This window comes from Flagellimonas sp. (genome assembly GCF_965233845.1).
Taxonomy (GTDB): domain Bacteria; phylum Bacteroidota; class Bacteroidia; order Flavobacteriales; family Flavobacteriaceae; genus Flagellimonas.
This window is the reverse complement of sequence record NZ_OZ247584.1, coordinates 2,181,995-2,203,161: the sequence shown is the minus strand read 5'-3', so window position 1 is coordinate 2,203,161 and position 21,167 is coordinate 2,181,995. Positions and strand designations below refer to the sequence as shown.

Here is a 21,167-nt window from a genome sequence, read left to right as displayed (position 1 = left end):
CAAGAACCATAAATTGCTAAAATCCATTACAACGTTAAATTGTATTTCAGTAAGTTTAATTGTCTGAATTACAAATGTTTAAAGCATAATTTTTACGATGACAAATACCCATAAGGATGCCTTGTTTGTGTTGATCGAGTCACTTTCCAAATCTGAAAAGCGACAGTTTAAGTTGTATGTGGGTCGACTTGGGGTGAATACGGATGCAAAGTTTTTGGCACTGTTCAATTTGTTGGACAAAATGAAAAGCTATGATGAGAAACAGATTTTGGACAGTGGAATCGTAAAAAAAGCACAGCTTTCCAATTTGAAAGCCCACCTGTACAAACAAATCTTGGTGAGCCTACGATTGAATCCTGTAAACCAGAATATTAGGGTACAAATTAGGGAGCAATTGGATTTTGCCACCATTCTGTATCAAAAAGGCTTGTACAAACAGAGTTTGAAAATTTTGGACAAGGCCAAGAATTTGGCCATGGAGCACGAAGAGAAAAATGTGGCCTATGAAATTGTGGAGCTGGAAAAAATAATTGAAACCCAATACATTACTCGTAGTATCCCGGATAGGGCCAATGAGCTTGCCGAACAGGCCAAAGAGTTGTCTGAACACAATGTGATGACCAGTAAACTCTCTAACCTTTCCCTGCAACTTTATGGAATGATGCTGAAGGTGGGCTACGTAAGAAATGATGAGGATTTACAGAAGGTCCGTAGCTATTTTGAGGCGCAATTGCCTTCCTATAATATAGAACAGTTAGGATTTCGTGAAAAGCTTTGGCTGTACAAAGCACATCTGTGGTATAGTTTATTGACGCAAGACTTTTTATCCTCCTATAAATATGCCAGCAAATGGGTGGATCTCTTTTATGAAAACAAGGAAATGATTTCTTTAAACCCTGTGTTTTTCCTTAAAGGAAACCATTACCTTTTGGAGTCTCTCTTCTTTGTCAAATACGCATCCCAGTTCAGGGGAACCTTGGAAAGATTGGAGGCTCAGGTAAACCATTCAGGGTTTCCAAGCAATGATAATATTGCCTCGCTCGCTTTTCTATATATCAACTCCAATAAATTAAACCTTCATTTTCTGGAAGGAACCTTTGAAAAAGGACTGTATTTGGTAAATATTATTGAGTACGGCATCAAAAAACACCGACCACGAATAGATGAGCACCATATAATGTTGCTCTACTATAAAATTGCCTGTCTGTATTTTGGCACTGGGGATCATAAGAACTGCATTGTTTACCTCAAAAAAATCATTTCCAATAAGAATCTAAAAATGCGGGAGGATTTGATGTGCTTCGCCAGGGTATTAAGCTTGGTAGCACATTATGAGGCAGGTATGGACTATCATTTGGAGGTGCAATTGAAGAGCACCTACAAGTTCTTGCTTAAAATGAACGACCTACATGCGGTACAAAAAGAAATGATCAAGTTTCTGCGAAATCTTGGGGAAATCTACCCCAGTGATTTAAAAAATGAGTTCCAAAAATTATATAACGAGCTCAAACGGTATGAAAACCACCCCTATGAGAAACGGGCCTTTCTATACTTGGATATTTTGTCGTGGCTGGAAAGTCATTTACAGAACAAACCTGTTGGCCAGGTCATTCGAGAGAAGGCGTTGGCCATTACCCGTTAATGCACGCATTCCAAATGGGATCGTCCGGTGGCGGAGCCAGTAATTTGATGTTTTCTTTTTTTACCGGATGCTCCAATTCCAAACTTCTGGCATGCAGGTGAATCCCGCCATTTTTATTGCTACGGGCTGCACCATATTTTAAATCCCCTTTAATATGGCAGCCCATAGCCGCCAATTGCGCTCGAATTTGATGGTGCCTTCCGGTTTTTAGATCGATCTCAAGCAGGGAATAGGAATTGAGCTGCTTGAGCAATTGGTATTCCAAAATGGCCTTTTTGCTTTGGGGAACTTCTTTGGGATACGCATAGGATTTGTTCTGTTTGGGATTTCGTACCAGCCAATGTACCAATTCTGCTGATGCTTGTTTTGGAGCTTCCTTAACAACGGCCCAATAGGTCTTTTTGGTTTTTCCTTCGGAAAATAACTTGTTGAGTCGGGGTAGGGCTTTGGAGGTTTTGGCAAATAGCACGATGCCCGTGGTGGGCCTGTCCAAACGGTGAACGACACCCAAAAACACATTCCCGGGTTTATTGTATTTGTCCTTAAGATACATTTTGACCACTTCACTTAAGGGAACATCTCCCGTTTTATCTCCTTGGACAATATCCCCGGCCCTTTTATTGACCACAATGAGGTGGTTGTCCTCGTAGAGGACATTTAGATTGGATGGAGTGGATTTATCAGACGATTGAAAATTGATAATTGAAAACTGAAGATTAAATCAATATTGTTCACTCTCGTTGGGGAAATCCTTACTTTTTACGTCATCCACATATTGGGAAATGGCATTGCCCATGTCTTCATAAAGATTCATATAACGCCTTAAAAATCGCGGGTTGAACTCATGGGTCATTCCGAGTAAATCGTGGACAACAAGCACCTGGCCGTCGACGCCTCCGCCAGCACCAATACCGATAATTGGAATGCTAACACTTTCTGCTACTTCTTGGGCCAATTTGGCTGGAATCTTTTCCAAAACAATGCCAAAGCATCCCAATTCTTCCAGCATCTTAGCGTCTTCTTTTAGTTTTTTAGCTTCCTCCTCTTCCTTGGCACGAACCGTATAGGTTCCAAATTTATAAATGGATTGTGGAGTGAGTCCCAAATGCCCCATTACGGGGATTCCAGCCTCAAGAATACGGATTACGGACTGTCGTATCTCTGCTCCTCCTTCTACTTTTACGGCATGCGCGCCGCTTTCTTTCATGATTCTGATAGCAGAACGCAAGGCTTCCTTGGAGTCACTTTGATAACTTCCAAAGGGAATATCTACCACCACCAATGCACGCTTGGCAGCGCGCACCACAGAGCTGGCATGATAAATCATCTGGTCCAGGGTGATGGGTAAGGTGGTTTCATGTCCAGCAATTACGTTGCTGGCGGAATCGCCCACCAAAATGACATCGACCTGGGCGGCATCAACAATTTTGGCCATCGAATAATCATAGGAGGTGAGCATGGAAATCTTCTCCCCGTCCTGTTTCATTTCTATCAAGGATTTCACCGTGACCCTCTTGTATTCTTTTTTTGCGACTGACATTCCGTTCGATTTTAGGAGCTAAATGTAAGCAGATTTGTTTAAATTGGACAGCAATCAAAAAACGTAAAACCATGAAAACACTATTTACGCTTGTACTATCCTTATCTGTAGTTATCAATCTTTCTGCCCAAGGCCCAAATGCTTCTGGTTATGATGACAAGGAAGACGTTAAAAAGGTTATAGAAACTTTTTTTGATGGATTCCATAAGCAGGACTCAACAATAATCAAAGGAACTGTTGCCGATCAAATAGTTTTGCAGACCACAGGTCGCGATCAAGAGGGAAAAACAAGATTCAGGACTGAGGAGTTTTCTAAATTCATCACGTCCATTACGAGTATTCCAGACAGCATTTCCTTTCAGGAAAAATTAACCTCTTTTTCCATTCAGGTGGATCGGACCATGGCCAATGCCTGGGTGGGGTATGAATTTTGGATAAACAATGAATTCAGCCATTGCGGAATCAACTCTTTTCAGTTGGTCAACTTTGATGGCGAATGGAAAATTATTTACCTCATTGATACCCGCGGTAGGGCAGGGTGCATGGAAGAATAAGGAGTGCTTAGGTCAGCTTGCCCGTCAGTTTATTTGGTAGACCAATGACTTAATGTCACCAATGAGCCGATTTACATCATCGGTATCAGTTCCATTGTAGACACCTCGTATCTGTTTTTTTTGATCTACCAGCACAAAGTTTGGGGTGTGGATAAAGTCTTGGAGTCCGCCATCTCCATAATCGACCGTGGCAAAATAGCTTTTGCGCGCCAATTCATAAATATGTTTTTTGTCTCCGGTGGCAATGTTCCACTTGGACTTAAACACGCCATTTCTACGGGCATACTCTTTTAAAACGGGAACACTGTCCATTTCGGGGGTTACCGACATGGATAGCAGCATTACATCATCCTCATTCAAAAATTCCTGCTGTAGTTTTTGCATATTGTTGGACATTATGGGACATATGCTGGGACAGCGGGTGAAAAAGAAATCGGTGACATAGATTTTGTCCTTATAGTTGTTCTGGGTGATAATTTCTCCATCCTGATTTAGCAGACTAAAGTCCGTAACCGTATGCAGTACCTTGGTGTTTTGGAGTTCTACATCCACCAACTCAGGGTTAAAATCCTGCGGACCAAAAATGGGCAGCTCCTTTTTCTGATTCGGAAACAGGTAAACAACCATTAGGGTACCAACAGCGATAACTGCTATTGGTACCTTGGATTGGTTGAGCCATTTGGAAAATTTCATAGGCTATTTGCTATAGGGTGGAGTTTTCAATTTGTATATCTGAATGGGCCCAGGCCTGATCAAATTCTTGTTTTATTTTGGCCGCTTCTTCCATTTTACCTTGTGCCTTTAAGCTATTGTGCAAGCCCATTAAGGACCAACCGTTTTGCCTTAAGACTTTTAAATCCTCGCGATAGACTTTCTCTGCTTCCGCATACTTTTTGGCTGCCATAAGAGTGGCTCCCAGGTTTTGACGTGTTGGAATATGCCAAGCGGCAGGCTCTGTATAGGTCAATCCATCTTCAAATTCCACCGCGTTTTCCAGATGTGAAATGGCTTTGGTGATATCCCCATTCAAAGCTGCCAACTCGCCAGCCACCACTTCATAGGCAATGTTTGCTGAATTGATGGAGGGATTATGGGCAGTGGCCACTAGATCTTCAAGGGCAGGATCATTTTTGAGAGCGGCAATGGCCTCCAATTCCTCTTGGGCTTCCTTACTGTTTCCTTTACGGACAAATGCCATTCCGCGGGCATAGTGGCGGATAAGGTTGAGGTGTTTGATTTCAGGATTGGGAGCTGGTATGGTCAAAATCTCGTTCCATTTGCCAAATCTTGTGTAGGCGAGCAATGGGGTAGAGGCAAAGTCCTGCAAAAAAGGAAGATTGATCAACTCTCCTGTTGGAACTTTCTCTGCGGTTTTTTTGGCTGCGTCAATGGCAATTTCACTGTCCCCCAATAAGCTGGCTGCAGACCATAGAAAATGAATGTTATGCGGATAATACCCCAGCGGATATAATCCCTGGGAATAGCATTGGGAAATATAATCCTCATCGGCCAAAATAGCGGCTTGGTTGGACTTTACTGCATCCAAATATCGCCCAACACGAATGTATATATGCGATGGCATATGTACGATATGGCCTGCGGCTGGCATGAGTCCTCCAAGCCTATCCGCGCTGGCCACGGCCAAGTCAGGTTTTGGCAACTCTACCATATGGATATAATAATGATGGGCTCCAGGATTGTCCGGATTTATTTCTATTGCTTTTTCCAAGGCGGCCTTGGCTTCTGGAATGTTGGGTGAGGGATTCCCATTATCGTCCCAATAGTTCCAAGGTACGGTGTTCATGACTGAGGCGGCATATAGTACCTGTACCTCTGCATCTTCTGGAAATTGCTGCTGCACTTTGGCCATTTCATGCATATATGCCATGTTGAGTTCGGCAACATCCTTGGATAAATCCTCACTGTATCTGGCCGTTAAGGCATTGATGAGAGCCTTTTCTTTTGCCGTAGCGTTGGCCGCAAATTTTTTAGCCTTGGCAAGAGCCTCGTTGGTTTTTATTTTTCGTTCTTCTGGGGGCAAGGGGTCATTGATGTTCGGTCCCAATGCATAGGCCTGGCCCCAGTAGGTCATGGCAGATGTTGGATCCAATCGCGATGCCTCCATGAAGGATCGGTGCGCTTCGGCATGATTGAAGGCGTATGTCAATCGTAGCCCTTGGTTAAAAAAGGTTTGTGCACGTTCATTTTGCGTAGTGATTTTGTAAGTCAGTTCCCCAAGATTTTCAAAAAGAGGCGAAATCTGCTGTGTACTGTCAATCGCATCAAGTAGGTACGTAGTAGGGGTGCATTTAATAAAGCTAAAAGAAGCTTTTTGATAGTTGTTTGATGTTCCTGTAGAACCATTTTTAGTCCAAAAATGGACCATTGTAAGCAATCCCAGCGCAATAAGGGCGAGACCTAATTTAGTTTTCATAGTGTTAGTTGTTACTGTTAAATAGAATCTATTCAAAATCTACATTTCCAAATTCAAATTGGTGTTGGCCATTGTTTTTGAATGCAACCCATGGGAAGAACTGACAGTTATTTCGGTATACTAATAAAACAACTGTAAAGGGCTGATTTGGAATAAAATACAAGTTACTAAAAAAAAGAGATGGTTGCCCAGTAACTGTGTAAATGGCACTTCCTGAAGTATAATGGGTAAGTTTTGTTGGAAAACTCTCCTTTGCCCTAACCTATTTCAACTTGTTTTTTCTTGCTCTTCCCTTGCGTTTTTTCAGAAAATTAAAGGAGGTGGAAACGGTATGCGCCCGTAACCCATTGGAACGTGAATAAAAGAAATATCGAAACGAAAAATTATGCAAACCCTTATTTTTACGCGAAGCGGGCCAATGTCGCCACCCCATGCCCACGGTAATGGAATTAATATCAGACAGGTCATAATCCGAGGTGTAAAATTCTTCTGCAGGGTCATGTTCACCTTTTGGGGCAAAAAACTTGGATTCTTTTTGCGTGTAGTATCTAAGGCTAGGGAGTAATGTCCATTTAGGACCTAGCTTAATGGCGGTTTCATTGTCCAAGGTAAGTCCCAGTATTCCAAAATCATCGGTATATAGCCCCACTTTGTTTTTTAAAATGACTCCCCCGGTGGTAAACCGATTCCATCGAAGAGAAACCGCCAACTTCCGCCTTTCATCTGGAAACTGTTCGACCCCTCTTGAATTATCGGAAAAGAAAATCCTGTGAAAGGGCGTGGCCAATAGTCCTTTTTGCAAACTAAGCACTGAAAATATACCGATGGTGTTTCTTTTATCCAATACTTGGGTAAATCCGAGGTTTAGGTTGTAGGAATCCCGTCGGTACTCATCATACCATTCCTGAAACCTAAGCTCAACGGGGTAAATTAAAAATTGGGGCTCCGACAAAAATCCGTCATCGAGTCTTCCCCAACGTAAATCGTCATTAAAAATCTGGAGCTCCGCCGAATATGTTTGCATATCATTTTGGGAAGTTTTGGTCATACCCAAATGCTTTCCAATCGAAAAGTAATCCGACTCTATGGAGCCACTAACTCCAGCACTTAAGGTCATTTTGCTCTTTTCCAGATAGCGGGAATAGTGTAGACTGGTATAGCTACGGGCATCCAATCGCGAAGCAGAAGACTTGATTCGGTCTATGTTATCTGTGGAAGCTGAAGAAATAATATCGGCACCAAGCTGAAAATTAATTCCGTTTTTACCCAGTTTCTTTTTAAGGTTAAAAGAAGGCCCGTACACCGTCAAGCGTTCCGTTCCCTCTCCACCGGTAACGGCAGAGTTGTCCCCATTTTGAAGATAGTGGTTGTACAGCAGCTCCACTTCGGTCTCCTTTACCTTAAATTCAGATTTGCTCCTATGCTGTGCTTTCGCCATTAATAGGGAAAATGCAAGGCTGCCAACAAGTAAAGTGCGTTTGTTCATCCTTTAACCCTAATTGCAACCGCAGCCCCCACTGCCTTTTTTGCCTTCAGCGGTAATGGAACCTTCCCTGATGGCATGAGCGTAATGTTGAAATTTATTGGCACTGAATCCGGTCATGGACATTTCAGGGTCGTTTATATATTGTCTTTCATAGGGTTTTAAGGCTGTGGAACAGGATTCCAAGCTCGCCAACAGCAGGCAAAAGGCTAAAATCTTAGGCAGGAATTGGTTCATATTGTAATTGCTTGGTAAAAAACACCTTGTTTTGATCATCCACAAGAATACCGTGGGTTTGGGGGAGTTGATTCAAAAAGGAAAGCCCTTTGTCAACACCCATGGCATATACCGCCGTAGCAAGTGCATCTGAGAGTTCTGCACTAGGGGAAAAAATGGAAACACTTTTGATTCCGGTTACCGGTAGACCGGTTTTAGGATTGATATTATGGGAATAGCGGACCCCTTTGTGCATAAAATGTTGTTCATAGTCCCCTGAAGTGGCCACGGAAGCATTGTTCAATGGAATATGGAAAAGGGTTTGACCTCGATTATCCGGATTGGCAATACCAATCTTCCAGGCTTGTCTGTTTTCGTCGGTTCCAAAAGCTGTTAAATCGCCGCTGGCATCAATATAGCCTCCTGACAATTTGTGATTTTTCCAAATTTGTTTTACCCTATCCGCGGCATAGCCTTTTCCAATGGCCGCCATACTGAGGTGCATGTTTTCTTGTTTCAAACGGACGGAACCGGAGGCTGCATCCAGTTGGATTTTGTCATATCCCACTCGATTTTTGACCCTTTGAATGTCCTTTTTACTAGGTAAGGTGAACTCTGCATTCTTAAACTGATATAGCTTTTTTAATGGCCCTACGGAGATATCGAAATATCCTTGGGAGAGTCTGGAAATCTGTTGGCAACGTTTCAACAGCTCCATGACCTCCGGATGTACTTGAACAGGTGTTTCGTATGCGTTTGTGTTGATGTCGGTAATAATGGAATCCCTTTTAAACTCGGACAACAAATCCTCAATGCGTTGGATTTCCTTGACGCCTTCTTCCAATAATCTATGGGCCTTGACTTCATCATCCAGTACCACGCCCAACTCAAAAGAACAGCCCATTAATTTTTGTTGTCTCTTGTGGCGTTGCATACCTATGGGTTGAGGTTTGATGATAGTTGGGCAATAAAATCGGAACAACTTTGGTCCAGATACTCCAAGGTTTGGGTTTCCTTGGTATCGGTTTTTTCTAAAATGAGGGTGGGGAAAATGCCCTGAAAGTTATACTTCTCCGCCATTTCGGCATTGTATTGCTGGGTGGCCTCGTCCAGTTGTTTTCGTTGCGGAAAATCGATGCGTTCAATACGGATACCATGTTTTTCTGCATAGTTGATGAAGTCCGTATTGCTCAACACATTTCTTTCGAGACGAATACAGTTCACGCACCAATCAGATCCTTCAAAAAGGATAAGGCGATACCCACTTTCCACCTCCTTGTTTGGGCTGAAAGCAAGCAATAGAAAAACAAGCGTTACAAGTCCGAACGAAAAAAATCTTGAGGTTGCCATGGATTTCGATTGAATTATGTATTGAATATTTTGGTTTAACAATCACTTAAAAAGACGCCAACAGCCAGTCCTCCTTCCGAAGTCTCTTTATACTTGGTGTTCATATCTTTTGCGGTTTCCCACATGGTACTGATCACTTTGTCCAAAGGCACTTTGGCATCCTTGGGGTCGGTTTCCAAAGCCAACTCCGCAGCATTGATAGCCTTGATTGCCCCCATGGAATTCCGTTCTATGCACGGTACCTGTACCAGCCCCCCTATAGGATCACACGTAAGCCCTAAATGATGCTCCATGGCAATTTCAGCGGCAACCAAAACTTGTTCGGGAGTGCCCCCCAATAGTTCGGTCAGAGCACCGGCCGCCATGGCCGAGGATACCCCAATTTCAGCTTGGCACCCTCCCATGGCCGCTGATATGGTTGCACCTTTTTTAAATATACTGCCAATCTCACCTGCCACCAACAAAAACTTTTTAATGTGCTCAAAATTCGCCGAATGGTTTTCAATGACCATGTAGTACATCAAAACCGAGGGTATGACCCCCGCGCTTCCATTGGTGGGTGCGGTAACCACTCGGCCCAACGATGCATTGACTTCGTTCACGCTCAGGGCAAAGCAGCTTACCCATTTCAAAATCTGCCTAAATTTAACCTCCGTGTTACGGATCACCTCCAACCATTCTTGAGGACTGGAGTAGGGGAGCTCCCCCTTCAATTTTTGATGCATTTCAAAAGCCCTTCGCCGTACATTGAGGCCTCCAGGGAGCGTGCCTTGGGTGTGGCATCCCAAATACATGCATTCCAGCATGGTGTCCCAAATACGCTGCAATTCAGTATCTATTTCCTCAGATGGCCTTAGCGAAAGCTCATTTTCTAGCACAACTTCGGAGATGGATGCTTTTTTTGAAGCGCAATAGGACAAGAGTTCATCTCCCGTTTTAATAGGACAGGGAAATGCTTTGAAAGTTGCTTTATTTTCTTTAGAATGTCCAAGATCCTCTTTGACCACAAAACCGCCTCCTATGGAATAATAGGTTTCTGAATGACTTTGCCCATCGAGGAGCTTTGCTTCAAATCGCATCCCGTTGGCATGAAAAGGAAGAAATTCCCTTTTAAAAACAATGTCGTCCGAAAAAGAAAAAGGAATTTGGTGCTGACCTCCCAAATTCAGTTGCCCCGTTTTTTTTACTTCTTCAATTGTTCCATTAATGCTTGCGGTTGGAACAGTTTCTGGGTCGCTGCCCAACAAACCCATAACTACGGCAATGTTAGTGGCATGTCCTTTGCCGGTCAAGGATAATGAACCATAGAGATAGACTTTAATCCCGGAAACGGCATCAAAAATCTGTTGTTCCCTAAGCTCTTGAATCCAGCGTTCCGAAGCCCTCCAGGGCCCAAGTGTATGGGAGCTGGATGGTCCCACACCGATTTTAAGCATGTCAAAAACGCTAATGCATTCCACAGGCAAATTATTTTCCCAAATATAAGAAGAGCGCAAGTACAATTTATAAGGGAAATGATTACTTATTGATGAATTTGGAATTAAGCGAGAAACCCCAAACTCCGAACCCCAAACTCCGAACACCAAGCACCAAACGCTAAACACCAAGCACCCAATGCCCTTTACCGTGAATTTAGTCCCCTTATGTCTGACACCTTGTCATATTCCAACGCATGGCATAATCATTGTCACTTCAAGAGCGAGACAAAAATGAATTTTCAACAGATATAACTTTAAATAAAATGAGCAAAATTATAGGTATAGACTTGGGTACGACCAACTCCTGCGTCTCTGTAATGGAGGGTAATGAGCCCGTGGTAATCCCCAATGCAGAGGGGAAAAGAACTACCCCATCCGTCATTGCATTCGTGGAAGGCGGAGAGATCAAGGTTGGAGACCCGGCCAAGCGTCAGGCGGTTACCAATCCTCATAAAACAATTTACTCTATCAAGCGATTTATGGGAAATAAATTCTCAGAATCCAAAAAAGAGGCTGACAGAGTACCGTATAAAGTACAAAAAGGTGACAATGATACCCCAAGGGTAGATATTGACGGTCGTTTGTACACGCCACAAGAACTTTCAGCAATGATCCTTCAGAAAATGAAGAAAACGGCTGAGGATTATTTGGGACAGGATGTGACCAGGGCGGTGATCACCGTACCAGCATACTTTAATGACTCCCAACGTCAGGCCACCAAAGAAGCTGGAGAAATTGCCGGTTTAACTGTGGAGCGAATCATCAATGAGCCAACTGCAGCTTCCTTGGCATATGGGCTTGATAAAAAAGATACTGACCAAAAGATCGTAGTGTTCGATTTTGGTGGCGGTACGCACGATGTTTCCATCTTGGAATTGGGCGATGGTGTTTTTGAAGTATTGGCTACCGATGGAGATACCCACTTGGGAGGTGATGACGTGGACCAAAAAATCATTGACTGGTTGGCCGAAGAGTTTAAAAATGACGAAGGACTTGATTTACGGGAAGATGCCATGGCGCTACAGCGTTTGCGCGAGGCTGCGGAGAAGGCAAAGATTGAATTGTCGTCTTCTGCCCAAACCGAAATCAACTTGCCTTATGTAACAGCTACAGCATCAGGCCCAAAGCACTTGGTAAGAACGTTGAGTAGAGCCAAGTTTGAGCAATTGATTGGAGATTTGGTGAAGAGAACCATAGAACCATGTGAGGCCGCACTAAAGAGTGCTGGACTTTCCAAAAGCGACATCGATGAAATTATCTTGGTAGGGGGATCTACAAGAATTCCTGCCGTGCAGGAAGCTGTGGAGAAGTTCTTCGGAAAAAAACCTTCCAAAGGGGTTAACCCGGATGAGGTTGTGGCCGTAGGTGCTGCAATCCAAGGAGGTGTGTTGACGGGAGATGTGAAAGATGTACTTCTTTTGGATGTTACCCCACTTTCTTTGGGTATCGAAACCATGGGAAGCGTGTTTACCAAATTGATTGAGGCAAACACCACAATCCCGACCAAAAAATCGCAGGTATTCTCTACAGCAGCTGACAATCAACCTTCGGTTGAGATTCATGTACTGCAAGGAGAGCGCCCCATGGCAGCGGATAATAAAACCATTGGTAGATTCCATTTGGATGGGATTCCACCCGCACCAAGAGGTACACCTCAAATTGAAGTGACTTTTGACATCGATGCGAACGGAATCATCAAGGTTTCCGCAACGGATAAGGCCACAAACAAAACACAAGATATCCGAATTGAAGCTTCTTCAGGTTTGACCGAGGAGGAAATCGAAAAGATGAAAGCAGAGGCAGAAGCCAATGCGGAAGCGGATAAGGCGGCCAAAGAAAAAGCGGATAAGTTGAACGAGGCCGATGGAATGATTTTCCAAACAGAAAAGCAATTGAAGGAGTTTGGGGATAAGCTTTCGGATGACAAGAAAAAGCCAATCGAGGAAGCTTTGGAAGAGCTGAAGAAAGCGTATGAGACCAAAGATGTAGTGGTTATTGAACCCGCTTTGGAGAAAATCAATGAAGCGTGGAAAGTGGCGTCTGAAGAGATGTACAAAGCCCAGGCCGAAGCTGCCCAAGCCAATGGTGCTGCAGATGCTGCAGCTGGTGATGCTGGAGCAAGTGATTCAGCAGAAGGAGATAACGTTGAAGACGTAGACTTCGAAGAAGTCAAATAAGAGACATTATGTCCAAAATATAAAAGCCCGCTAAAAGCGGGCTTTTTTTTGTTTGCAAGGGTATCAAGCTAAGCTGCATTCAGTTGTCGGACTTCCATCTCTTGCAGTTTCTTCAAAGCTTCAGATTTGGAGTTCACATTGAGTTTTACATAGATGTTCTGAATGTGAAAGTTCACGGCACTGGGAGTTACACAAAGCCTGTCGGCAATCATTTTATAAGTATACCCATGGGTGAGCAATTCAATAATTTGATTTTCCTTTTTTGAAAAGCTTTCGAACGTTTTGACCTGGAAGGAATGGATGATTTTCTTCGCCACCTCGTGTTCCAAGGCCACTCCATGTTGGTGCAGTTCCGCAATCGCATTGAGCAATCGATTTTTGGCCAGAGGCTTGGTTAAAAAACCATCCGACCCCTTTCTAAATGCTTCTTTTATAATTTCGAAGTCGCATTTCCCACTTATCATCAAGACCTTGGAGGAGGTATTTTGTTTCTTGAAATATGGAATACCATCAATTCCGGAAATTCCGGTCAAATTAACTTCGGAGACCACAATGTCCGGCCTTGTTCTAACAGCATTTGGAATAAATTGATTTACGGAAGTGTAAATCGCTACCAGTTCATACAATAGCGAATCGGTAAAATACTGTTGGTAGAGGGGGTGTAGTTTTTCGTCATTATCAATAATTACAATTTTTAATGTTTCAGTTTTCATGGGTACTAGATTTGATTATCTGATTTTGTCATATGCATCATCGTTTACCTTAAATTCAGGTAAAACACGTCCTGTCCGCACATCCAGCCAGAAAGAACATGGTAAACCAGAGTGTTCCTGATGTAAAACAGAACCTAATAGGCTTTACCAATGTCCAAGAATGGACATGCTGATAACAATCCCAAGGGGATTAAATCAATAGTAGTCTAGAAAAAATAAAGGATGCTAGAAAAGTGCCTTTGCTTGGTCTGGGGGATTTGTTCTGGCACTAAGATTAGTAGCTTTTTTCATGAGTATAAGATTTGGGTTAATATGTTATTTCAAAAATTAAATTAAGTTTTTTATTCCTTCAAAAGAACATTTTGTAGTTTTTTTCGTTCAAATGCACTTTTCGTTTAACTCGAATTTCATGAGGTATAAGCACATTCAGAACTGCATAAAACAAAATAGGATGCCCTTTTCGAGCATCCTATTCTTACTAAATTGGTCCGGATGAAATAACACAACCCGCTTCTATGATAATTTTTGGTTCCCCCTGTTTAATTTACCATAGTTCAATAATGTTCTATAATTGACAAAATCAGATAATCTTCAGGTAGTGGACCAACTTTATGGCGCACTGTTAATCTTCAAAGGAAGTTCCAGTGTACGTATTTGCCGAGTCCGCATTTAATGCAGCGTTAAGATTGTTATCATTATAGGCCACCACGGTATTGTCCATAGTTTGTCTTCTATAGGCAATGGTTACCTGCTCAATAGTGTGGTTTTGGCCCCTATTGGATACTACGTAGCTTTCCCCTTTTTCAACATCCAGTTGTATGGCATAATCATCCCTGCTGCTGTTGATGTGGCTTCCCAAGTTTACCGAAGGAGTCAGTTTGTTATGGGTCACTTGAGTGGCATAGAGGTCCAAGCCTCCAAATCCATCACGTCCTTCAGAAGCAAAGAACAAAAGTGTACCGTTATAAATATTTGGATATAATTCGTCATCTTTGGTATTTACCTTGGGACCAAGGTTTTTGGATACCCCTAGGCTTCCATCAGAGTTGATATCGGCCACATAAATGTCATATTTCCCATAGCTTCCCCTCATATTGGATGCAAAGAATAGACGTTTACCGTCGTCAGAAACTGTGGGATGTTTGGCAGAGGCATATTTAGGGCATACAGCTATTTTGGTAATGTTGCTCCATTTACCATTGATTTTTTCAGCGCGATAAATCTCATGGATAAGTTCCTTTTTGGAAAACATTCCGTACAATGGCTTTTGTTCACTGGTTTTACTGAAGTATGCGGTTGTACCATCTTGGGTTACCGACATGGAAGGAATATAACCTTCCAATGTGGATACGTGGCCATTGCTATTGCCTTTGGAGGCTTCGATAATCCCCATGCTATTTTCAAATTTCATGGAATTTTGCGCAGTTACCTGCATTAAGCAGAAGATGGCGGTAACAAGAATGGATTGATGGGTTAATGAACGTGTCATGGTGTACAGATTTGGGGGTTAATACATCACAAATTTGGAGAAAGATTTTTAAGAATCACCTATTAATTTTTCATAGTTTTTGAATTATATCGATTAAAAACTGTATTTCATCGAATATTTTTTAATTCATTAACATAGGAGCATCCTTGAAAAGGTCAGTTGGCGATGTTTTGTGCATTTTAACCGATTGATTGCGCGAGCCTAATCGTGTGTCTTGGAGGAACTTGACACCAATTTATTGATTTCGCGAAGTTCTTCTTCTGTTAAATGGCGCCATTTTCCTACCGGAACATCCAAGTTCACATTCATGATTCTAACCCGTTTCAATTTTTTGACCCTGTAATCCAAATACTCGCACATTCTGCGTATCTGTCGGTTAAGACCTTGGGTAAGAATTATTTTAAACTGGTGTGACCCCAATTTTTCCACTTCACATTTTCGGGTCATGGTTCCCAATATGGGAATACCATTGCGCATGCGGCGAATAAAGTCTGAAGTAATGGGTTTATTGACGGTGACAATATATTCCTTTTCATGATTGTTTCTAGCCCTTAAAACTTTATTTACGATGTCCCCGTCATTGGTCATGAATATGAGCCCTTCACTGGGTTTGTCCAAACGGCCAATAGGGAAAATGCGTTTGGGATAGTTGATAAAGTCAATGATATTGTCTTTTTCAACCCTTGTATCCGTAGTACAGACAATGCCCACGGGTTTGTGAAAGGCAAGGTACACAGGTTTATCCCTGGGCTCGGAGATCAACTCTCCATCCACCCGAACTTCATCCGCAGGTTTGATTTTTGTGCCCATTTCCGGGATTTTTCCATTGATGGTCACCCTACCTTGGTCAATTAACTTATCCGCTGCCCGACGGGAACAGTACCCAACCTCACTCAAGTATTTATTGATTCTTGTCTCTTTCATACATTTTCAATTTCCCTTCAAGAAACTTTGTAGATTATCGGATTAAATGCCTTGGAGGCCACTATGACGGCATCTCCAATGTCAAGATTTTTTACTTCGGATTCCTGGGCTATGATTTTGACCACTTCATTTTGGATTAAAACGGTAACAATATAAACCACTTCATTTTTCTCGATGCGGAGTACTTCCCCTTTGAATTTGAATTTACCACTTAGGTTTTGGTTTATAAAGATTTCAGATGGACTCCCTTGGCGAATCACCTTTCCTTCCTCCAAGACCACAACCCAATCCGATAATCGATGGATTTCCCCAATGTCGTGACTGATCAGCAAGGTGGTTAGTTTGTATTTACGGTGCACTTGGAGCAGATAATCCTGCAATTTGAGCCGAATTTTAAGATCGAGGGCCGAAAGCGGCTCATCCAACAAAAGTAATTTGGGTTGTTGAACCAAGGCTCTGGCCAAAGCTACTCGCTGTTGCTGCCCTCCTGATAAGGTATCTGGCTTTCTATCTTGAATGTTTCCAAGTTCCATGATTTGGATTAGTTCTTGGACAATTCCAGAATCCTTATCCTTGGGTTGAGCGAATTCCAGGTTCTGCAGCACACTCATATTTGGAAACAGGGCATAGTCCTGAAACACATACCCGATTTCTCGCTGTTGCGGTTTTAGACGAATTTTCTTTGATGTATCCAACCAAACACTGTTGTCCACCTCAATTTTACCAGTTTCTGGCTGCATTAAACCAGAAAGGATTTTCAAGGTGGTCGTTTTGCCTGCTCCAGAAGGGCCATAAAGGGTAATCAATTGACCCAGTGGGACCTGTAAATCCAGGTCTAGGAGCATAGGGCCTTCAGGTCCATCCAATTGTTTTTGTATTTGGATGTTTATCATTTCCAAAACTTTTTAAGATGTCCACCATTGATCAAATACACCGTTAGCAGTATACCAAAGGTGATGACAAACAAGATCAAGGAATAAAAATTGGCACTGGCGTAGTTCAAGGCCTCAACCTCATCATAAATGGCAATGGATGCTACCTTGGTCTTTCCGGGAATGTTGCCCCCAATCATCAAGACCACCCCAAATTCGCCAACGGTATGTGCAAAAGAAAGAACTATACCGGTTAGGAGTGAAGGTTTGATATTGGGCAAAAGCACCTTCAGCAAGGTTCGAAACTTGGATTTGCCCATGAGGTAGGACGCCTCCCGAAGGGAGTCTGGAATTCCAGAAAACCCGGATTGAATGGGATGCACCATAAAAGGCAAACTATACAGTAAAGATGCTACTACCAGCCCGGGAAATGAAAACACCAATTGAATTCCCAAGGCTTCATTGAGCCAGCCTCCAAAAATGGTATTGGGGCTAAACGCAATCAAGAAGTAAAATCCCAAAACTGTGGGTGGAAGAACCAATGGCATGCTCACCAAGGTTTGAACAATGGGTTTGATTCGGGCTTTGGAATACGCCAGCCAATAGGAGAGGGGTATGGAAACCAACAACAAGGCCAGCGTGGTGACAAGGGCCAGTTTAAAAGTCAATATCAGTGGTTCCCAACTCATAGTTTGGCCAACATTATTTCATTTAGTTTGATCAATGCCGTGGCTGGAGCGTTGTTCGTCAGTTTCAGCTGATCCATTGCGTTGGAACTGATAATGGAGGTGACTTCGCCCATAGGGGTTTCCAAAACCACCTTGCCCAGCAAAGCTCCCTTATCTATGCTTTTGATGGTTCCAGGTATTCGGTTCTGCAAACTGATATGAAATGATTCACCCACCCCAATGACAACCTCAGTTTCCTTGAACAAAACATTGATTGCTTCGCCTTTTTTAAGGTAATCCGCGGATTCTGGTGTTTCCACGACAATGGCTTTGATAAGGGTCTTCGAATGTACCTCAACCGTTACAAGAGACAGATGTCCGCTAACCTCAATATCCACAATGGTCCCTGGTGAACTATTCATATATCGAATATCCGTATTTCTTCAAAATTTCTTGGGCTTTCTTGGTAAAAATAAATTCCAAAAACGAGAGGGAAGCCTGGTCTTGACCTGTTTGATTCTCCAGCATCACAATACCCTGTTGAATAGGCGCGTAGCCATCCGTGTCCAATTCTATCCAATGGCCCTGCTGTGATAAAGGCGTGCCAATTAAAGTAGATTTGGCCGTAAATCCCATTTGGGCAGCCCCAGTGGTCATAAACTGATTGGTCTGTGAAATGTTCTCACCATATACTAGCTTGTCCTTGACTGAATCCATCAACCCATGTTGCTCCAATATTTCTATGGCTGCCCTACCATACGGAGCTGTTTTGGGATTTGCCAAAGCTATATGAACAATACTGTCGCTTTTGAGAAATTCCAACTTAGGGATAAGTTCTTTGTTGGTAGTAAACAAAACCAGCTTCCCGAGCGCATAGATTTTTGGCACCCCCTTGGCATGTCCATTTTGATAAAGCATTTGGGGATATTTCATATCCGCGGATAGAAAAACATCAAAAGGTGCTCCTTCCATGATTTGGGCGGTTAGCTTTCCTGAAGAACCTACCACCAAATCACAGTCTGTTCCTGTTTGCTCCGTATATCTTGCGGCGATTTCCTGAATGGAATACTGCATGTTGGATGAAACCGCGATAGTCAGTTTTTTAGGCTGGTTGCTAGAATTGCACCCTAATCCCAGGACAAAGAGAAAAGCCAGAACTATTAAAAGATAAACTTTGTTCATATTCCATCTAAAGGTACTATAGCCTGAACAATGAATCTCTTAATCGGCTACAAAAATGAAAAGTCAAGTGTCTAAGGGTAGCGAAAGTGTCCTATAATCTTGAAATCGAACAGGCAATCTTCCAAAACCTGTCCGCGCCCAATATTATGAACGATAAGATACCGACGTCCGTCACGCGATTTTTTATGGGATACAATTCCGATATGGGTAGTTCCCCCGCCCAGATTCCAGCATACCACATCGCCCGGTAAATAGTCAACAGCTTGATTGGAAATAGGTAGGGAGGCTCCTTGACGTTTAAAATAGGTCATCAGATTTGGAACCCTCCGATGATCAATGTTGGTGTCTGTGGATTGCAATCCCCAAATTTTGGGATACTCCTGAAAATGCCCTTTCATATCCCGATGCACCCTTTCTTGTAGGTCGATGCCAATTTTGCGATAGGCCCTAACAATAACATCTGTGCAAACCCCCTTATCACTCGGCACATCGCCATTTGGATAAGCTATGGAAAAATAACTGGGGTCATAGGTAACCTGCTGTTTGGTGAGTTCCAAAGCTGCATCAGCCAATTCTGAGGTCTGCGTATCTGCTTGGGAAAAAGAAAATTGACAAACAAAAAGTAGAATGAGAAACTTTAAAACCTTCATTGAGTGCTATTCGTTCAAAGAAACCTTACTAAAGGCAGAAGGGATATGAAAATCAGCCTTAGGGGAGTTGGGGATGGTTTTGGTATACCAATTCACTTTTCTGCCTCCATGAAAATCCGCTCGGAAAACACCCAAATAGCATTCATTTTGGATGCCAAAGGATTCGAGCTCTTTTCTTGAAATACTACCTTCCACAATATAGCCCCCTTCAATATTTTTAGTGGCCAGGGTAAGGGTTTTAAAGTCCCAATCATGATCAATATTTCTTGGAAAACTTGCCTTAAAATCAAGTACTTCACCCTTTGGGGTCATTTCGGCTCCATAGTATTCTGTCAACTCTTTATCCGAAGAGAAAAACAATTCCACCCTATCGGCCCAAAGTAAAGAACGCTCATTTACATAAGTGGTTTTGGTAGGGGTGGCATCCATGGTCTTGAAGTAAAAATAGAAGTGCTCAGGAGTGACCATATAATCAAAATGGGTTCGATCTTTGGCCTTAAGCTTCCATGGATCTGTCAGCCCAAACAGGTAATGGTGTTTATCCCAATCGCCCAATTCCGCATCCACCAAAATCTCAGCGTCACCTGAGATTGACTGAATAAAAGACACTTCTTCCTCTTTGTAGGGCGAACCATCTTCCCGTAAAACATCATGAAACCAAAGTTCTGGTTCCGCAGTATATTCCTTTTGCCAGGAATCCCAAGGATAAATGGTTTGGGATTTTCCTGAAACAAAACCCCAGCTGTAGGAGGCTACCTTATGTTTTTTGAATATGGGGAGTATGTCTTGAAACGTAGACTGAACAGAGCGGGCCATATACTCGGTACAAAAAAGGGGCCGATTGGCGATGGACAGGCGTTCCACCATTTGGGCCGTGGCTTCAGCGTTGGCATAACAATGAAAATTGATGACATCGGAGTTTTCAAAGGCAAATTTGTCAATATCACTCATCTCATCCAATTCTTTATTGACCGAGGTCCAAACATCAATGCTAAGGGGTTGGGAGGGATTTACTTCCCGGGCCCATTTATAGACTTTTTTCAATAGTCTTAGCGAATGGATTTCTTTGTTCTTGGGTTCCAATTCCCCATAACTATTGCTATTGGGGTTGCCTGGTTCGTTGTATAAATCCCATATCAGCACACGCGGGTCATCCTTAAAATGACTAAGCACACCCTTTACATAGTGTTCCAATTTTTTATACTGAGTTGAATCTACCAAAACCTCATGTCCGGGGCTTTGCACCCATCCAGAATTATGCACATGGGGGTTGGGTTCGTGCTGTTTGCCCAATTTTGGATTCGGGTCCCAAACATCATCCAACAAAACAAACATGGTTTTAATTTTATGCTTGTCTGCAATCTCCAAGTACTTTTCTACGCGCTTTATAAAACCTGCTTCATCCTGTTCCCATAACAAGTCGTGCAAAAACACGCGCATGGTATTGAATCCCAAATCCTGGGCCCAGGAAAGTTCTTGATCAATTTTCAAAGTGTCAAAAGTATCATCCTGCCACATTTCCAATTGATTGATGGCAGAAGACGGGACAAAGTTTGCACCGATCAACCAGCTTTGTTCCTTGTACCACTCATTGATTCGTTCTTCGCTCCATCGCTCGATACTGATATGGTTTGGAGTGTCGGGACGTTTTTCTTTATTCAGACAAGAATTGCACAAACCTAGAATAGCAATCGCTAAAAAAATGGGTGAAAGATATTGGTTCACAATGATTGTATTGGAAGCCCAGTTTGGGATTGGGTTATTAAGTATTGCTTTAAAGGTAGCATTTTATTGG

The 21,167-nt window shown here is 42.7% G+C and carries 21 protein-coding genes; 3 read left to right on the top strand and 18 right to left on the bottom strand.

The features are described 5' to 3' along the window. Positions 1 to 97 precede the first annotated feature (97 nt). Complete coding sequence (locus ACO6S0_RS09605) at positions 98 to 1,642, top strand: hypothetical protein (protein WP_422351773.1); 1,545 nt, start codon at positions 98 to 100, stop codon at positions 1,640 to 1,642. Here ACO6S0_RS09605 and ACO6S0_RS09600 read toward each other — a convergent pair. Both ACO6S0_RS09600 and panB read right to left on the bottom strand, forming a co-directional pair. Further along, on the bottom strand, positions 1,632 to 2,273 hold the full coding sequence (locus tag ACO6S0_RS09600; protein ID WP_422351814.1) for an RluA family pseudouridine synthase: 642 nt from the start codon (positions 2,271 to 2,273) through the stop codon (positions 1,632 to 1,634). The two genes, ACO6S0_RS09605 and ACO6S0_RS09600, sit on opposite strands and share 11 nt — an antisense overlap. Positions 2,274 to 2,363: 90 nt before the next feature. After that, a complete protein-coding gene (gene panB, locus ACO6S0_RS09595; RefSeq protein WP_422351772.1) occupies positions 2,364 to 3,182 on the bottom strand; it encodes a 3-methyl-2-oxobutanoate hydroxymethyltransferase in 819 nt (272 codons plus the stop codon). A gap of 71 nt (positions 3,183 to 3,253) precedes the next feature. Here panB and ACO6S0_RS09590 point away from each other — a divergent pair, with 71 nt between their 5' ends. Then, positions 3,254 to 3,736 (top strand): nuclear transport factor 2 family protein, encoded by a 483-nt coding sequence (locus tag ACO6S0_RS09590; protein WP_422351771.1) that lies wholly within the window; start codon positions 3,254 to 3,256, stop codon positions 3,734 to 3,736. 24 nt (positions 3,737 to 3,760) lie between these two features. Here ACO6S0_RS09590 and ACO6S0_RS09585 read toward each other — a convergent pair whose 3' ends face one another. From ACO6S0_RS09585 to ACO6S0_RS09555, 7 genes are all read right to left on the bottom strand, one after another. Next, positions 3,761 to 4,429: an SCO family protein gene (locus ACO6S0_RS09585; protein WP_422351770.1), complete on the bottom strand. Its 669-nt coding sequence runs from the start codon at positions 4,427 to 4,429 to the stop codon at positions 3,761 to 3,763. Between the two features lie 10 nt (positions 4,430 to 4,439). Beyond that, the gene (locus tag ACO6S0_RS09580; RefSeq protein WP_422351769.1) at positions 4,440 to 6,170 is read right to left on the bottom strand and encodes a hypothetical protein; all 1,731 of its coding nucleotides are present in this window, start codon (positions 6,168 to 6,170) and stop codon (positions 4,440 to 4,442) included. 262 nt (positions 6,171 to 6,432) lie between these two features. Continuing rightward, on the bottom strand, positions 6,433 to 7,608 hold the full coding sequence (locus ACO6S0_RS09575) for a DUF3570 domain-containing protein (RefSeq protein WP_422351768.1): 1,176 nt from the start codon (positions 7,606 to 7,608) through the stop codon (positions 6,433 to 6,435). Positions 7,609 to 7,665: 57 nt separating this feature from the next. Beyond that, positions 7,666 to 7,890 carry a DUF4266 domain-containing protein gene (locus tag ACO6S0_RS09570; protein ID WP_422351767.1) on the bottom strand — a complete coding sequence of 75 codons (225 nt, stop codon included), beginning with the start codon at positions 7,888 to 7,890 and terminating at the stop codon, positions 7,666 to 7,668. Next, complete coding sequence (locus ACO6S0_RS09565) at positions 7,871 to 8,803, bottom strand: FAD:protein FMN transferase (RefSeq protein ID WP_422351766.1); 933 nt, start codon at positions 8,801 to 8,803, stop codon at positions 7,871 to 7,873. The genes ACO6S0_RS09570 and ACO6S0_RS09565 overlap by 20 nt, the downstream gene beginning before the upstream one ends. 2 nt (positions 8,804 to 8,805) lie before the next feature. Beyond that, on the bottom strand, positions 8,806 to 9,219 hold the full coding sequence (locus ACO6S0_RS09560) for a hypothetical protein (RefSeq protein WP_422351765.1): 414 nt from the start codon (positions 9,217 to 9,219) through the stop codon (positions 8,806 to 8,808). Positions 9,220 to 9,254: 35 nt separating this feature from the next. Then, positions 9,255 to 10,679: an L-serine ammonia-lyase gene (locus ACO6S0_RS09555; RefSeq protein WP_422351764.1), complete on the bottom strand. Its 1,425-nt coding sequence runs from the start codon at positions 10,677 to 10,679 to the stop codon at positions 9,255 to 9,257. Between the two features lie 281 nt (positions 10,680 to 10,960). Between ACO6S0_RS09555 and dnaK the strand changes: the two genes are divergently transcribed. Further along, positions 10,961 to 12,874: a molecular chaperone DnaK gene (dnaK, locus tag ACO6S0_RS09550; protein ID WP_422351763.1), complete on the top strand. Its 1,914-nt coding sequence runs from the start codon at positions 10,961 to 10,963 to the stop codon at positions 12,872 to 12,874. 68 nt (positions 12,875 to 12,942) lie between these two features. Here the strand turns inward: dnaK and ACO6S0_RS09545 are convergent, their stop codons facing one another. The 9 genes from ACO6S0_RS09545 to ACO6S0_RS09505 form a co-directional block, all read right to left on the bottom strand. Beyond that, on the bottom strand, positions 12,943 to 13,587 hold the full coding sequence (locus tag ACO6S0_RS09545) for a response regulator (protein ID WP_422351762.1): 645 nt from the start codon (positions 13,585 to 13,587) through the stop codon (positions 12,943 to 12,945). Positions 13,588 to 14,209: 622 nt separating this feature from the next. After that, entirely contained in the window at positions 14,210 to 15,076 is an 867-nt protein-coding gene (locus tag ACO6S0_RS09540) for a hypothetical protein (RefSeq protein ID WP_422351761.1), read from the bottom strand. Between the two features lie 201 nt (positions 15,077 to 15,277). Next, complete coding sequence (gene rluF, locus ACO6S0_RS09535) at positions 15,278 to 16,000, bottom strand: 23S rRNA pseudouridine(2604) synthase RluF (RefSeq protein WP_422351760.1); 723 nt, start codon at positions 15,998 to 16,000, stop codon at positions 15,278 to 15,280. A 17-nt stretch (positions 16,001 to 16,017) separates the two neighbouring features. After that, the gene (locus tag ACO6S0_RS09530) at positions 16,018 to 16,893 is read right to left on the bottom strand and encodes an ATP-binding cassette domain-containing protein (RefSeq protein ID WP_422351759.1); all 876 of its coding nucleotides are present in this window, start codon (positions 16,891 to 16,893) and stop codon (positions 16,018 to 16,020) included. After that, positions 16,890 to 17,561 (bottom strand): molybdate ABC transporter permease subunit, encoded by a 672-nt coding sequence (gene modB, locus ACO6S0_RS09525; RefSeq protein WP_422351758.1) that lies wholly within the window; start codon positions 17,559 to 17,561, stop codon positions 16,890 to 16,892. The genes ACO6S0_RS09530 and modB overlap by 4 nt, the downstream gene beginning before the upstream one ends. Beyond that, a complete protein-coding gene (locus ACO6S0_RS09520; RefSeq protein WP_422351757.1) occupies positions 17,558 to 17,962 on the bottom strand; it encodes a TOBE domain-containing protein in 405 nt (134 codons plus the stop codon). The genes modB and ACO6S0_RS09520 overlap by 4 nt, the downstream gene beginning before the upstream one ends. Then, the gene (gene modA / locus ACO6S0_RS09515) at positions 17,955 to 18,722 is read right to left on the bottom strand and encodes a molybdate ABC transporter substrate-binding protein (RefSeq protein WP_422351756.1); all 768 of its coding nucleotides are present in this window, start codon (positions 18,720 to 18,722) and stop codon (positions 17,955 to 17,957) included. The genes ACO6S0_RS09520 and modA overlap by 8 nt, the downstream gene beginning before the upstream one ends. Positions 18,723 to 18,793: 71 nt before the next feature. Then, entirely contained in the window at positions 18,794 to 19,372 is a 579-nt protein-coding gene (locus tag ACO6S0_RS09510; RefSeq protein ID WP_422351755.1) for a DUF1287 domain-containing protein, read from the bottom strand. 6 nt (positions 19,373 to 19,378) lie between these two features. Next, positions 19,379 to 21,097, bottom strand: coding sequence for a cellulase family glycosylhydrolase (locus tag ACO6S0_RS09505; protein WP_422351754.1), 1,719 nt, complete (start codon positions 21,095 to 21,097; stop codon positions 19,379 to 19,381). Positions 21,098 to 21,167: the final 70 nt, after the last annotated feature.

Bases quoted from the DNA above. Each gene is read 5' to 3' on its own strand.
- modA (WP_422351756.1), bottom strand. From the start codon at position 18,722: ATGAACAAAGTTTATCTTTTAATAGTTCTGGCTTTTCTCTTTGTCCTG.
- ACO6S0_RS09580 (WP_422351769.1), bottom strand. From the start codon at position 6,170: ATGAAAACTAAATTAGGTCTCGCCCTTATTGCGCTGGGATTGCTTACA.
- ACO6S0_RS09510 (WP_422351755.1), bottom strand. From the start codon at position 19,372: ATGAAGGTTTTAAAGTTTCTCATTCTACTTTTTGTTTGTCAATTTTCT.
- rluF (WP_422351760.1), bottom strand. From the start codon at position 16,000: ATGAAAGAGACAAGAATCAATAAATACTTGAGTGAGGTTGGGTACTGT.
- ACO6S0_RS09545 (WP_422351762.1), bottom strand. From the start codon at position 13,587: ATGAAAACTGAAACATTAAAAATTGTAATTATTGATAATGACGAAAAA.
- ACO6S0_RS09530 (WP_422351759.1), bottom strand. From the start codon at position 16,893: ATGATAAACATCCAAATACAAAAACAATTGGATGGACCTGAAGGCCCT.
- modB (WP_422351758.1), bottom strand. From the start codon at position 17,561: ATGAGTTGGGAACCACTGATATTGACTTTTAAACTGGCCCTTGTCACC.
- ACO6S0_RS09590 (WP_422351771.1), top strand. From the start codon at position 3,254: ATGAAAACACTATTTACGCTTGTACTATCCTTATCTGTAGTTATCAAT.
- panB (WP_422351772.1), bottom strand. From the start codon at position 3,182: ATGTCAGTCGCAAAAAAAGAATACAAGAGGGTCACGGTGAAATCCTTG.
- ACO6S0_RS09605 (WP_422351773.1), top strand. From the start codon at position 98: ATGACAAATACCCATAAGGATGCCTTGTTTGTGTTGATCGAGTCACTT.
- ACO6S0_RS09540 (WP_422351761.1), bottom strand. From the start codon at position 15,076: ATGACACGTTCATTAACCCATCAATCCATTCTTGTTACCGCCATCTTC.
- ACO6S0_RS09585 (WP_422351770.1), bottom strand. From the start codon at position 4,429: ATGAAATTTTCCAAATGGCTCAACCAATCCAAGGTACCAATAGCAGTT.
- ACO6S0_RS09575 (WP_422351768.1), bottom strand. From the start codon at position 7,608: ATGGCGAAAGCACAGCATAGGAGCAAATCTGAATTTAAGGTAAAGGAG.
- ACO6S0_RS09565 (WP_422351766.1), bottom strand. From the start codon at position 8,803: ATGCAACGCCACAAGAGACAACAAAAATTAATGGGCTGTTCTTTTGAG.
- ACO6S0_RS09520 (WP_422351757.1), bottom strand. From the start codon at position 17,962: ATGAATAGTTCACCAGGGACCATTGTGGATATTGAGGTTAGCGGACAT.
- dnaK (WP_422351763.1), top strand. From the start codon at position 10,961: ATGAGCAAAATTATAGGTATAGACTTGGGTACGACCAACTCCTGCGTC.
- ACO6S0_RS09570 (WP_422351767.1), bottom strand. From the start codon at position 7,890: ATGAACCAATTCCTGCCTAAGATTTTAGCCTTTTGCCTGCTGTTGGCG.
- ACO6S0_RS09560 (WP_422351765.1), bottom strand. From the start codon at position 9,219: ATGGCAACCTCAAGATTTTTTTCGTTCGGACTTGTAACGCTTGTTTTT.